At 62.3% G+C, this 12,414-nt stretch carries 12 protein-coding genes; 10 read left to right on the top strand and 2 right to left on the bottom strand.

The window, feature by feature from the left end:
• The first annotated feature begins 192 nt into the window (after positions 1–192).
• The 10 genes from KP004_RS17945 to KP004_RS17900 all read left to right on the top strand — a co-directional run bounded on the left by KP004_RS17945 (position 193) and on the right by KP004_RS17900 (position 10,545).
• Positions 193–1,539: a UbiD family decarboxylase gene (locus KP004_RS17945; RefSeq protein WP_216799779.1), complete on the top strand. Its 1,347-nt coding sequence runs from the start codon at positions 193–195 to the stop codon at positions 1,537–1,539.
• Between the two features lie 46 nt (positions 1,540–1,585).
• Entirely contained in the window at positions 1,586–2,455 is an 870-nt protein-coding gene (locus KP004_RS17940) for a 4-hydroxybenzoate octaprenyltransferase (protein ID WP_216799778.1), read from the top strand.
• On the top strand, positions 2,452–3,105 hold the full coding sequence (locus KP004_RS17935) for a UbiX family flavin prenyltransferase (protein ID WP_216799777.1): 654 nt from the start codon (positions 2,452–2,454) through the stop codon (positions 3,103–3,105). The genes KP004_RS17940 and KP004_RS17935 overlap by 4 nt, the downstream gene beginning before the upstream one ends.
• Before the next feature lie 74 nt (positions 3,106–3,179).
• Positions 3,180–4,256, top strand: coding sequence for an aminofutalosine synthase MqnE (gene mqnE / locus KP004_RS17930; RefSeq protein ID WP_216799776.1), 1,077 nt, complete (start codon positions 3,180–3,182; stop codon positions 4,254–4,256).
• A 186-nt stretch (positions 4,257–4,442) separates the two neighbouring features.
• Positions 4,443–5,606 carry an IS481 family transposase gene (locus KP004_RS17925; RefSeq protein ID WP_216802350.1) on the top strand — a complete coding sequence of 388 codons (1,164 nt, stop codon included), beginning with the start codon at positions 4,443–4,445 and terminating at the stop codon, positions 5,604–5,606.
• 158 nt (positions 5,607–5,764) lie between these two features.
• Positions 5,765–6,829 carry a cyclic dehypoxanthinyl futalosine synthase gene (mqnC, locus tag KP004_RS17920; RefSeq protein ID WP_216799775.1) on the top strand — a complete coding sequence of 355 codons (1,065 nt, stop codon included), beginning with the start codon at positions 5,765–5,767 and terminating at the stop codon, positions 6,827–6,829.
• Positions 6,830–6,933: 104 nt separating this feature from the next.
• Positions 6,934–7,986 (top strand): histidinol-phosphate transaminase, encoded by a 1,053-nt coding sequence (gene hisC, locus KP004_RS17915; RefSeq protein ID WP_216799774.1) that lies wholly within the window; start codon positions 6,934–6,936, stop codon positions 7,984–7,986.
• 161 nt (positions 7,987–8,147) lie between these two features.
• The gene (locus KP004_RS17910) at positions 8,148–9,281 is read left to right on the top strand and encodes a ribonuclease D (RefSeq protein WP_216799773.1); all 1,134 of its coding nucleotides are present in this window, start codon (positions 8,148–8,150) and stop codon (positions 9,279–9,281) included.
• A gap of 170 nt (positions 9,282–9,451) precedes the next feature.
• Positions 9,452–10,153: a DUF72 domain-containing protein gene (locus KP004_RS17905; RefSeq protein WP_216799772.1), complete on the top strand. Its 702-nt coding sequence runs from the start codon at positions 9,452–9,454 to the stop codon at positions 10,151–10,153.
• 65 nt (positions 10,154–10,218) lie between these two features.
• A complete protein-coding gene (locus KP004_RS17900; protein ID WP_216799771.1) occupies positions 10,219–10,545 on the top strand; it encodes a hypothetical protein in 327 nt (108 codons plus the stop codon).
• Positions 10,546–10,628: 83 nt separating this feature from the next.
• On the opposite strand, the gene KP004_RS17895 is transcribed toward KP004_RS17900, so the two are convergent.
• Positions 10,629–11,369 carry a 16S rRNA (uracil(1498)-N(3))-methyltransferase gene (locus tag KP004_RS17895; protein WP_216799770.1) on the bottom strand — a complete coding sequence of 247 codons (741 nt, stop codon included), beginning with the start codon at positions 11,367–11,369 and terminating at the stop codon, positions 10,629–10,631.
• A 1-nt stretch (position 11,370) separates the two neighbouring features.
• A complete protein-coding gene (gene prmA, locus KP004_RS17890) occupies positions 11,371–12,291 on the bottom strand; it encodes a 50S ribosomal protein L11 methyltransferase (protein ID WP_216799769.1) in 921 nt (306 codons plus the stop codon).
• Between the last annotated feature and the right edge of the window lie 123 nt (positions 12,292–12,414).

Genomic DNA, 12,414 nt, shown 5'->3' with positions numbered 1-12,414 from the left:
GCTGTACCGAACTTGGACTGCCGGATAGTCGAGGCAAGGGGAGAGGCTGCTTCATGAACGCTATGGTGCCGGGACTGCTTTGCCGGCAGAGGGGGCTACCCAGCCGGCCGAGCGGGACGGGGGAAGAAAAACGTTGTCATCGCCTGGTGGAAGTGTTAAAAACTTTCCCTTCAAGGTATTTGCGGAGTGTGCATGGCCATCAGGGACTTACGGGACTTTCTCGCCGTGCTGGACGCCGCAGGTGAGCTGCATCGGGTGGATGCGGAGGTGGATGCCGAACTGGAAATCGCCTGCATCACCGACCGGCAGAGCAAGCTCCCCGGTGGCGGCAAGGCCCTTCTCTTCCACAACGTCAAGGGAAGTCCCTACCCCGTGGCAACCAACCTCTTCGGCTCCCCTTCCCGCATGGCGCTTGCGCTCCAGGTCGAACACCTTTCCCTGCTGACGGGCAAGATGGAACAGCTGCTTGCTGCGCCCGAGAGTGCGCCGGCGTCGACCCTCGTGCGCCGGGCCCCCTGCCAGGAGGTGGTCGAGCGGCGTCCGGACCTGGGGCGATACCCCTTCCTGAAGAGTTGGCCGGGTGATGGCGGACGCTTCATAACGCTCCCCCTGGTGTTCACCCGGGATCCCGAAAACGGTGTCGGCAACTGCGGCATGTACCGGGTCCGGATCTTCGAAGACGGCTGTGTCGGTATCCGCTGGAAGCGAGGCAGCGGCGGCTTCGAACATCACCGCAAGTACCAGGCGGCGGGATTGCCGATGCCGGTGGCGATCGCCGTCGGCGCCGCCCCCGCACTGACGCTGGCCGCGATGCTCCCTTTACCGGAACCGCTCGATGAGGTCTCCTTCGCAGGCCACCTGCACGGCACCCCGTTGGCCATGGTTCCCTGCCTCGAGTCGGAGTTGCAGGTGCCGGCCGATGCGGAGCTGGTCGTCGAGGGGGTGATCGAACCCGGCATCACCCGCCGCGAGGGTGCTTTCGGCAACCACACCGGGAGCTACGACCCCGGCGAAGAGGTGCCGCTGGTGCGTGTCACCGGCGTAACCCGCAGGCACGATCCCATCTGCCCCGCGACCGTGGTCGGCCCCCCGCCGATGGAGGACTGCTACCTCGCCAAGGCCGCCGAGCGGCTGCTGCTGCCGCTGCTGCGCCGGCAGTGCCCGGAGATCGCCGACCTGGTCATGCCGGTGGAGGGGATCTTTCACGGCTGTGCCGTCATCTCCATAGAGAAGACGGCGCCCGGGCAGGGACGGCGGGTGCTGGAGCAACTGCGCAGCGAGGGGTGGCTCAAACGGGGGAAGCTCCTGGTGGTCGTCGATCGGTCCGAGGGAGATCTCACACTGGCGCAGGGATTCTGGCAGGCGTTGAACGCGGTCCGTTTCCCTGCCGACCTGGTGGCGACGCAGGATGGTTGCCTCGGGGTCGATGCGACGCGCAAACTCCCGGAAGAGGGTGGGGAGCCGTCGGAATTGTTGCAACAGGATGCATCGGTCAGCGCCCTGGTAGAGCGGAGATGGCGGGAATACGGCTTTCTCTGAGCCAAGGGCGGGAAAGGAACTCATGAGCTGTCAGGCAGGAGTCGAGATGACGATTTACGCCAGGATCAAGGTATTCCTGGAGATGATAAAGTTCAGCCACACCATTTTCGCGCTTCCCTTCGCCTTCACCGGTGCACTGCTGGCCGCGAAGGGACTTCCCTCGCTGGCCCAGGCGGGGTGGATCGTGCTGGCCATGGTGGGGGCGCGTACCGCGGCCATGGGCCTCAACCGGGTGATCGACGCCGACATCGACGGCCGCAACCCGCGCACCGCCGGGCGTGCCATCCCCGCGGGCTTGCTCGGGCGCGGTTCGGTGATCTTTTTCATTATCCTTTCCGTGCTGCTCATGCTGTTCGCGGCGAAGATGCTGAACCCGCTCTGCCTCTACCTGTCGCCGGTGGCGCTCGGCTTCATCCTCCTTTACTCCTACTGCAAGCGTTTCACGGCCCTGGCGCACGTGGTGCTGGGGATCTGCCTGGCGGGAGCTCCGCTGGGCGCCTGGATCGCCATCCGCGGCAGCGCCGATCTGCCCGCCTTCCTGCTGGCCTTCGCGGTATTATTCTGGGTTGCCGGTTTCGACATCCTCTACGCGCTGCAGGACATGGACTTCGACCGGCAAAGCGGCCTGCACTCCATTCCGGCAAAGCTTGGCGTCACCGGTTCGCTCTGGACCTCGCGCATCTTCCACGTCGTTTCCTGTCTGTTCCTGCTGGGGCTGTACCTTTACCTCGGGCTGGGCTCCTTCTTCCTGGCCGGCCTGGTCGCCACCTGCGGGATGCTTCTGTACGAGCATCACCTGTTGCGCGGCGGCAACCTCGACGCCCTGGACGCCGCCTTCTTCAACATGAACGGGTACATCAGCGTGACCCTCTTCTTCGCCACCCTGCTGGATACCCTGAGCGCGGGGGCGGTGTGAAGCAGCGTCATTTCGTAGTCGCCATAACCGGGGCCTCCGGAAGCATCTACGCGCTCAGGTTGATCGAGGAACTGCTCCGTTCGGGGGCGCGCGTCAGCGCGCTGATCACCGAGGCCGGTTTTGCCGTGCTGCGCGAGGAGTGCGGCCTGGAATGGGGCGGCGCGGCGCAGGTGGTGCAGGAGCAACTGCGGCAGCGGGTGGGGGGAGAGGCAAATCCCCCCCGGCCCCCCTTCGCAAAGGGGGGAGCCTGTAAGGGTGGCGAGCTTCGCTACTACGCCTGCGACGATCTTTTTGCGCCCATCGCCAGCGGGTCGTCGGCACCTGACGCCATGCTGGTGGTTCCCTGCTCCATGGGGACCCTGTCCCGCATCAGCTGCGGCAACGCCGGCAACCTTCTGGAACGTGCCGCCGACGTGATGCTCAAGGAGGCGCGCCCCCTGGTGCTGGTGCCGCGCGAGACCCCGTTGAACGCCATCCACCTGGAGCACATGCTGAAGCTGTCCCGGCTGGGGGTGAGGATTGTGCCGGCAATGCCCGGCTTTTACCACCAGCCGCAGAGCATGGAGGACCTGGTGGACTTTGTGGTCGGCAAGGTGCTGGACAGCGTGCAGGTGGAGCACACCCTGTTCCGCCGCTGGGGCGGTGAGTAAACCGAACCCAGCGGTCCGACTGTCCGACGTCAGACCCGTCCGACCGGTCTGACAAGAAAGGAAAAAACCTTACAATGACATTTGCAGCCATAGCAGAGAAAGTCCTCTCCGGCGCGCGCATCGACGAGGCCGAAGCGCTCCTGCTGTTCCGGCACCCGAACCTCCTCGAGCTGGGCGAACTGGCCCAGGCGGTGAACGAGCGGCGCAACGGCCGCAAGGTCTTCTTCAACGTCAACCGTCACATCAACCACACCAACATCTGTGTAAACCGCTGCCGTTTCTGTGCCTTCTTCCGCAGGCCCGGCGAGGCCGGCGCCTACCTGATGTCGTTGGACGAGGTGCGCGGCCGCGCCGAGGAGGCGCTCCAGCAGGGTGCCACCGAGATCCACGTGGTTGGCGGCCTGCACCCGGATCTCCCTTTCGAGTTCTACCTTGAACTGCTGGCTACCGTGAAGTCGGTCTCCCCGGATTTGCACGTGAAGGCCTTCACCGCCGTGGAGATCGCCTATTTGGCGGACCTCGCCAAGCTCTCCATCCCGCAGACCCTGGAAAAGCTCAAGGAAGCAGGTCTGGGCTCCCTGCCGGGAGGGGGCGCCGAGATCTTCGCCCCGGAGATCCGCAACCAGCTCTGCCCGGAGAAGATCAGTGGCGCGGAATGGCTCGCCATCATGGAGCAGGTGCACAACGCCGGGCTCAAATCCAACGCCACCATGCTCTATGGTCACCTGGAGAGCGTCGAGGACCGGGTCGATCACATGCGCCAGCTGCGGGAGCTGCAGGACAAGACCGGCGGGTTCCAGGTTTTCATCCCGCTTGCCTTCCAGCCCGAGCATTCCCAGCTGAAGATCGGCGGCAGCGGCACCAGCGGTGTCGACGACCTGCGTACCCTCGCCGTCGGCCGCATCTATCTCGACAACTTCGCCAACGTCAAGGCCTACTGGGTCATGCTGGGGGAGAAGATCGCCCAGGTTTCGCTCTGCTTCGGCGTGAACGATCTGGACGGCACCGTGGTCGAGGAGCGCATCGGTCATGAAGCCGGCGCCGACACACCGCAGGCCATGAGCCGCGACTCCATCGTCGCCATGATCCGCAAGGCGGGCCGTATTCCCGTCGAGCGCGACACCCTCTATCGCGAGCTCCGGGTTTACTAAGTGACGAGCTTCCGCCTGTAAAAGTCCCCCTTTGCGCAGGGGGATTTAGGGGGATTTGCTTTTGGTTGAGGAGAGGCAAATCCCCCCCGGCCCCCCTTTGTATAGACCGGAGACATAGGTTACACATGTTCGGAGACATGGGTGACACTTATTGCCAAGAAATTACTTCCCTCTTTGGAGGTGGGCATGCCTTGGCAAGAGGTGACGACCATGACCCTCAGGACAGAGTTCGTGATGTTAGCGATTCAAGACGGCAGCAATATTTCGCAGCTTTGTCGGCAGTTCAACATCAGCCGCGACAAAGGCTATAAGTGGATTCGTCGGTATAAGGAGCATGGAGATGCTGGCCTTTACGACTGCTCTCGACGCCCCCATAACAGTCCTGTACAGACTGATGTCTCCGTCGAGAGTGCAATCCTTGCGCTTAGAAAAGAGCACCCGGCTTGGGGTGGCCGTAAGATCAAGGCTTGTCTGGAAGCAGACGGGAAACAAGTGTTCCCTGCAGCTTCCACGATTACTGAGATCTTACGCCGTAACGGTCAGTTAGCCCCGGCAGAGTCCGCAAAGCACAGGGCTTTTATTCGTTTTGAGCATCCCCACCCGAATGCTCTGTGGCAGATGGACTTCAAAGGCCATTTTCTAACCCGTCAGGGCCGCTGTCACCCGTTGACGGTCCTAGATGACCACTCTCGCTACAACCTGGTGCTCCAAGCTTGTGGCGACGAGACAACTGCTAGCGTAAAGAATGCTCTTGTTGCCGCCTTTCGAAACTACGGATTGCCAGACCGAATGACCATGGATAATGGCAGTCCCTGGGGAGACGACGGAGAATACCAACTCACTGTGCTGACAGCCTGGTTAATCCGGCTCGGAGTAGGTGTGAGTCATTCACGGCCATACCACCCTCAGACCCAGGGTAAAGACGAGCGGTTTCACCGCACCCTGCTTGTAGAAGCAATAGCTGGTAAAAATTTCGACGATTTAGCTCAATGCCAACAAGCTTTTGACGAGTTTAGAGTCTTGTACAACTCAAAGCGGCCACATGAGTCATTAGGGCAAAAGCCGCCAGTTACCCGCTATCAGCCAAGTGCACGGATGTACCCAGAGGTGCCACCGCGAATCGAGTATGCGCCCGGTGATCACGTCCGAAAAGTGCAGGACAAAGGGATCGTCTTCTTCAAAGGCCAAGTGTTCAGGGTCTCCAGGGCGTTACGAGGGGAACCGGTTGCTTTTCGCCCCACGGATCAGGACGGAACATTTTTGATTTACTACTGCCACCACAAGCTCCGGGAGATCCGGATTGGTGAGAAAAAAGTGTCACCCATGTCTCCGAACGACTGTCACCCTTGACTCCGGTCTATACACCCTTCGCAAAGGGGGGAGTTGGCAGGTGGCGGAAGATAGTCCGCTAATCCGGTATAAATTTTGCCCGTCCACCGGGTCCACCAAGTCCACCGGGTCCACCACCCCGTTGCCCTTTAGCCAAAGAAAGCCGCAGGTCCACCGCCATGCTCAACACCATCACCGAAAAAGTCGCCGCCGGCGCCGACATCACCTTCGACGAGGCACTGTGGTGCCTGACCGAGGGCGATCTCCTCGTCGTAGGTCGCATCGCCGACTCCATCCGTCGCAGCATGCACCCCGACGGTTGCGTCAGCTTCGTGGTCGACCGCAACGTAAACTACACCAACGTCTGCGAGTCCCAGTGCAAGTTCTGCGCGTTCTACCGGACCCCCGATGCCGCCGACGCCTATCTCCTGGCCAATGAAACGATCATGGCCAAGATCCAGGAGCTGGTGGACCAGGGGGGGACGCAGCTCCTGATGCAGGGGGGGCTGCACCCGTCGCTGGACATCGCGTACTTCGAGGCCCTGTTCCGGGAGATCAAGCGCCGCTTCCCGGGTGTTCAAAACCACTCCCTTTCGCCGGCCGAGATCACCCATACCGCGAAGCTCTCGGGGCTCTCCATTCCCGAGACCTTGAAGCGCCTGAAGGAGGCGGGGCTTGACTCCGTGCCCGGCGGTGGGGCCGAGATCCTGGTGGACAGCGTCCGTGCCGAAATATCGCCCAAGAAGATCGGCTGGCAGGGGTGGGCCACCGTCATGCGCGAGGCGGCAAAGCTTGGCATGCCGACCACCGCGACCATGATGTTCGGCAGCAAGGAGCGCATCGAAGACGTTGTCGAGCACCTGTTCCGCGTGCGCGAGCTGCAGGCGCAGGGGGGAAGCTTCACCGCTTTCATCCCCTGGACCTACCAGCCCGGCAACACCGAGCTGGGGGGAGAGACCGCGAGCGGGGTGGAATACCTCAAGGTGCTGGCGCTTTCCCGCATCGTGCTCAGGAATATTCCGAATATCCAGGCGAGTTGGGTGACCCAAGGGGCGAAGATGGCCCAGGTGGCGCTCTTCTTCGGCGCGAACGACGTCGGGGGGACCATGCTGGAGGAAAACGTGGTGGCCGCGGCCGGCTGCCGCTTCCGGATGTCCCAGCAGCAGATGATCGAGCTCATCAAGGGCGCCGGCTTCACTCCGGTCCGCCGCACCACCCTTTACCGGGAACTGGAACGGTATTAGCCCCGGCCAGTGCTTCGGGTGGGGCCTCATGAGGCTCGCCCTTTGACTTTCTTAGTGAATTCCGGTTATAGTCACAGATCGAAACCGCCAGCAAAGGAGTTGTCATGATCGCCCTGCGGCACAACATCGCAGAGATGGCCGGCTATGTCCCCGGCTTCCAGCCCGAAGACATCGCCTCCTACATCAAGCTGAACACCAACGAGAACCCCTATCCACCTTCCCCGCATGTGACCGAGGCGATCGCCAAGGAAGTCGGCGAGGGACTGCGCCGCTACCCGGACGCCGCGAGTCGCCTGGCGCGCGAAGAAGCTGGGAGGTTGTACGGCTTCGATCCCTCCTGGATCATCATGGCCAACGGCTCGGACGAGGTGCTCAACAACCTGATCCGCGCCTTCGCGGGCGAGGGGGAGGAGATCGCGTACATCCATCCCTCGTACTCATACTACGGCACGCTGGCCGAGGTTCAGGGGGCCAAGGTCCGCACCTTCGGCCTGACCGAGGAGTTTCAGCCGGAAGGGATGCCGGAGCGCTACGACGGCAAGCTCCTCTTCCTTACCAACCCGAATGCTCCGCTTGGCTTCACCTACAGCCAGAACTACATCGCCGATCTGGCCGGGCGCATTTCCGGGATGCTGGTGGTGGACGAGGCCTACGTCGACTTCGCGGAAGAAAACTCGCTGGAACTGGTCCGCTCCTTCGACAACGTGGTGGTCACCCGCACTTTCTCCAAGAGCTACTCCCTGGCAGGGATGAGGCTCGGTCTCGCCATCGCGCGCCCCGAGGTGATCGCCGCCCTGAACAAGATCCGCGACCACTACAACCTCGATCGGCTGGCGCAGGCGGCCGCCACCGCGGCGCTGCACGACCAGGCCTATTTCCTGGACTGCGTGGCGAAGATCAAGGAGACCCGTGCCTGGTTCACCGCCGAGCTCGAGAAGATCGGCTACCATGTCATCCCCTCCAGCGGCAACTATGTCTTCGCCACCCCCCCCGACCGGGACGGCACCCGCGTCTACCAGGGGCTTTACGATCGCAAGATCCTGGTGCGGCACTTCACCGACCCCAAGCTGCGTCACGGTCTGCGCATCACCATCGGCACCAAAGAGGAGATGGAGCGCACCATCCAGGCGCTGATCGAGATCGGCCCGGGGTGCTAACCGCTGGAGCACGATTTTTTTCGGGGAAAGCGGATCTGGACTTGTGCACAAAGTGAAAAGGTTGTAATCTTCCCGGCTGGCGCATTTCGTCGCGACCACCGCAGGTCGCCAAGGCCACATATCTTGCAAGCATATATAGATGCAGAAACGGACGGAACCATTTGCAGAACAAAAATAAAGCAACAAATCCCGCAGCGGCACATCTCGTCACCGATCAAAAGACCCTGGATGAACTCGTAGAGCGGCTCTCTAAGGAGTCGGTTCTTGCCTTCGACCTGGAGGCGGACTCGCTGCATCACTATACGGAGAAGGTTTGCCTGATCCAGGTTTCCTCCCCGTCGGAGACCCGCCTGATCGATCCGCTGGCACCGATCGACGTGCGCGCACTGGCTCCCATTTTCGCCAACCCCGCCATCAAGAAGATCTTCCATGGCGCGGACTACGACATGCGCTCGCTGCACCGCGATTTCGGCATCGAGGTGGTGAACCTCTTCGACACCATGATCGCCAGCCAGTTCCTGGGCGAAAGCGAGTTCGGCCTGGCGGCCCTTTTGAAGAAGCGTTTCGGTGTCGAGCTGGACAAGCGCTACCAGAAGGCGGACTGGAGCAAGCGTCCCTTCTCTCAGGAGATGCTGGAGTACGCCATGAAGGACACGTCCCTGCTGATCGAGTTGTACCGTCAGCTCGAGGCGGAGCTGGTGGCCAAGGGGCGCCTGGCCTGGGTCGAGGAAGAGTCCGAGCTGGTGGCCGGGGTGAGATCGCCGTCGCGCGAAGGGGAGCTCATGTGCCTTCGCTTCAAGGGGGCCAACAAGATGAAGGCGCGCGAACTGGCCGTCCTCGAGGAGCTCTTGAAGTTCCGGGACGAGAAGGCCCGCATCGCCGACGTCCCCCCCTTCCGGATCCTCAGTAACGACCTGTTGCGGGAGCTCGCCGAGAAGCAGCCCAGAAGCAACTTCGAGCTGGTGGGCATTCACACCATGTCGTCCAAGCTGATCGAGAGGCTCGGACGCGGCCTGTTGCAGGCCATCGCCAACGGCCTCGCCGCGCCGCAGGACAAGCTGCCGCAGGTGCAGGCGAACCGCCGCCCGGTGCTGGACCGGCTCCAGGACGAGAAGGTGAAGCGGCTGAAGATCTGGCGTGAGGCGAAATCGGCGCAGCTTGGCCTTGGCGTGGGACTGGTCGCCAACAACACGCTGCTGGAGGCGCTGGCCGAGCCGGGCTCCTCGCAGAACGCCCTGCTGAAACGCTGGCAGCGCGAGGCCTTCGGCGACGAGCTGGCCTCGCTGATCTCCTGAAAATACAGACATGACTGACCGACGGGCGGGTTCCTTATGAGGAGCCCGCCTTTTTTCGTCCTATGAGCGCAGGGGCGGCGGGATTTCCATTAGAATGCCTTGTGCAGCCGCCCCCCTGTTGTATAACATGAAGCTGTGGCCGAAGTGAGGCACGGTTGGAGGGGCGAGCCATGCTCCTGTATATAGGTACCAGCGGTTATTCCTACGCGGAGTGGAAAGGGATCTTCTACCCGGGCGACCTGCCGGCCCGGGAGATGTTGCGCTATTACGGCGGGCAGTTCAACAGCGTGGAAATCAACAACACCTTTCACCGCATGCCCAAGGATTCGATGCTGGCGGGGTGGCGCGACGAGGTACCGGAGACCTTCAGGTTCGTGCTCAAGGCGCCGCAACGCATCACCCACGTGAACCGGCTGCGGGACGTCTCGGATTCGGTGTCGTACTTCTTCGATGTCGCCGGGGTGATGGGAAGGCAACTGGGTGCGGTGCTGTTCCAGCTTCCGCCAAGCCTCAAGAAGGATGTCCCGCTGCTGCACGATTTCCTGGCCCTGATCCCGCCGGGGCGCCGCGTGGCCCTGCAGTTTCGCCACCGCTCCTGGCTGGACGACGAGGTCTTCGCGCTGCTGCACAGAAACGATGCCGCCCTCTGCATCGCGGACATCGAGGGAGAGCCGGAGATTCCTCCCGTCGCTACGGCGACCTGGGGGTACCTGCGGCTGAGACGGCCGGATTACCAGGTGGAGGAGCTCGACAAGTGGGCTGAGTTGGTGCGCGGGAGGGGGTGGAGCGAAGCCTTCGTCTTCTTCAAGCACGAGGATGAGGCCAAGGGACCGCTCTTCGCGCGCCGGTTCGTCGAGCTCGTGTCGGGGTAAGCGGCAAGGTTTCGGAGCTGGGCAGGGACTACAGCAATTTACTGATTGCAATAAAAGGAGGAGCCATGAGCGTCTGGAGTATAGCCAAGATTGCGGCGACCAGGATCCCTTGGGGGAGGTTGATGGAAAACCTTCCGGTGGTGGTGGACATGGCCAACCGCGCCAAGGGAAGGTTTATGGGACCAGGGTCGCCGAGCGGCATGGAGGCGAGGCTGCATCAACTGGAAGAGGAGAACCGGAAACTGGAGAAGGCGCTCCTGGAGACCTCCGGGCACCTGCAGCTCACCATCAAGACGCTCAAGGTGGTGCTGGCCCGCGAGAAGCTGCTCATGGCGGTGGCGGGAATTTCGCTGCTGGTTTCGATAGCGGCACTCATCGTCGCGCTCAGTTAGATGCCTAAATGAAAGGGGACTGGCTCCGCCTGGTGCCAGTCCCCCTAAAGGTCGCATCTAAAGATAAAGGTGGGCCGCAGCCGTCACCCCAGGTCTCCCCAGTGGAACTGTAGGATCGAAACAAGGGCCAGTCCCGCCGTCTCGGTGCGCAGGATCCGCTTCCCCAGTGTCACCGGGGTGAAGCCGCAGGCGAGGGCGGCCGCAACCTCTTCCGCGCTTAGTCCCCCTTCCGGGCCGACCACAACCGCCACGCTCTCTGGCGCCTCGTACCGTTCCAGACACTCCCGCAACGTCGTTTTCTCTTCCCCTTCCCACAAAAGAAGCTTCACCGTGTGTCGCGCATCGCCGAGCACTTCCTTCATGCTCCCGCCAATGGCGACCCTGGGCGCGGAGTTTCGCCCGCACTGACGGGCGGCCTCCTGCACGATCTTCTCGAAACGCGCCAGTTTGCCCGCCGTCTTCTCGCCGCGCAGCTTGACGATGGAGCGCGCGGCGTCGAAGGTTACCACCTCGGTTATCCCCAGCTCGGTGCATTTTTGCAAGATGAGGTCGAGCTTGTCCCCCTTGGGCAGCCCCTGGTAGAGGGTTATCCGCAGCCCCGGCTCCTGCTCGGGCGCGGCGGAGGTGGTCTCGATGCGGACGGTGAGGCTCTTGGCGCCCACCTCGACGACGCCGCCGCTGTGGCGCCTGCCGTCGGCGTCCACCAGCTCGACCTCGGCCCCCTCTTTCAGTCGCAGCACGCGCGCCATGTGCCGGTACAGTTCGCCGGTTATGGTGGCTTCCCCGTCGCTGACCGGGTTGTCGCCGAGAAAGAAGCTGCGCATGCTAGAGCGGTTTCCTCAGGGTGAGGCAGGACCACTCCAGCTCCCGCGGGTTTTCCACCAGCTCCAGGGCGGGGAAGCCGGCACGGACGAATTCCTCTTTTTCGGTGAGGATGCCGGAGAGGATCAGCCGGCCGCCGGGGGCGACGCGAGAGGTGAGCTGATCGGAGAGGCGCACCAGTTCCTCGGCGAGGATGTTGGCCACTACGACGGCGTAGCCGCCGGGAAGCTGGGAGAGATCGGTGGTGGAGGCCTTGACCACTCCGTCGACGCCGTTGAGTTCGAGGTTTTCCTGTGTAACCCGGACCGCTTCCGGATCGATGTCGACCGCGGTGATCTCGGTGGCGCCCAGAAGGGCAGCGGCGATGCTGAGCACGCCGGAACCGGTGCCGACGTCGAGGACCGGGTTCGGGAGCTTCCCTTCTTCTGCGGCAAAGGCAATCCGCTCCAGTGACTCCAGGCACATCTTCGTGGTGGGGTGGGCGCCGGTGCCGAAGGCCATGCCGGGATCGATCTGGATGACCAGGTCCCCCTCGACCGGCTGGTACTCCTCCCAGGTAGGCTTGATCACCAGGCGCTTGCCGATCCGCACCGGCTTGAAGTGCACCTTCCAGTTGTTGGCCCAGTCCTCGTTCTTGATGATGGTGACCACGGGAGGGGTGTAGACGAAGCCGGGGAAGTCCGGCCCGTGCTGGGCCAGGAACTGCTCTACCTTGATGCGCATGTCCTCAAGGGAATCGTCCAGGGGGAGATACCCCTTCACCGTCTTGATGCTGGTGTCTTCCAGGGTGTCCAGGGAAAAGGTGTCCAGGTGCAGGTTGTCAACACCGACGCCGTTGCCGGTCAGTTCGACTAAAAAATCCGCTAATGTGTCGACCATCTCGGCCGGGACGTCACAGGCGATTTCCGCCCAGTCTGTAATCATAATGAGTTTGCGTCTCCTTTGGGGGTTGCGAATTACCGCATTAAACTAGCAGAGAAATAAAGGGAATGGCAATGAAAACCTTGACATCCAAAAAAACTAGGGCGTAATTATAATTAAAATTTT

Origin of the sequence: Geomonas oryzisoli (genome assembly GCF_018986915.1) — a bacterium.
In the GTDB taxonomy this organism is placed as follows: domain Bacteria; phylum Desulfobacterota; class Desulfuromonadia; order Geobacterales; family Geobacteraceae; genus Geomonas; species Geomonas oryzisoli.
Note: the sequence above shows the minus strand (reverse complement) of the source record. Positions and strands in the feature narration are given on the sequence as shown.

What these genes read in the sequence shown, in the direction of transcription:
- KP004_RS17925 (WP_216802350.1), top strand. Translation starts at nt 4,443, where the DNA reads ATGCCTTGGCAAGAGGTGACGACCATGACCCTCAGGACAGAGTTCGTG.
- mqnC (WP_216799775.1), top strand. Translation starts at nt 5,765, where the DNA reads ATGCTCAACACCATCACCGAAAAAGTCGCCGCCGGCGCCGACATCACC.
- KP004_RS17905 (WP_216799772.1), top strand. Translation starts at nt 9,452, where the DNA reads ATGCTCCTGTATATAGGTACCAGCGGTTATTCCTACGCGGAGTGGAAA.
- KP004_RS17895 (WP_216799770.1), bottom strand. Translation starts at nt 11,369, where the DNA reads ATGCGCAGCTTCTTTCTCGGCGACAACCCGGTCAGCGACGGGGAAGCC.
- mqnE (WP_216799776.1), top strand. Translation starts at nt 3,180, where the DNA reads ATGACATTTGCAGCCATAGCAGAGAAAGTCCTCTCCGGCGCGCGCATC.
- KP004_RS17940 (WP_216799778.1), top strand. Translation starts at nt 1,586, where the DNA reads ATGACGATTTACGCCAGGATCAAGGTATTCCTGGAGATGATAAAGTTC.
- KP004_RS17900 (WP_216799771.1), top strand. Translation starts at nt 10,219, where the DNA reads ATGAGCGTCTGGAGTATAGCCAAGATTGCGGCGACCAGGATCCCTTGG.
- prmA (WP_216799769.1), bottom strand. Translation starts at nt 12,291, where the DNA reads ATGATTACAGACTGGGCGGAAATCGCCTGTGACGTCCCGGCCGAGATG.
- hisC (WP_216799774.1), top strand. Translation starts at nt 6,934, where the DNA reads ATGATCGCCCTGCGGCACAACATCGCAGAGATGGCCGGCTATGTCCCC.
- KP004_RS17945 (WP_216799779.1), top strand. Translation starts at nt 193, where the DNA reads ATGGCCATCAGGGACTTACGGGACTTTCTCGCCGTGCTGGACGCCGCA.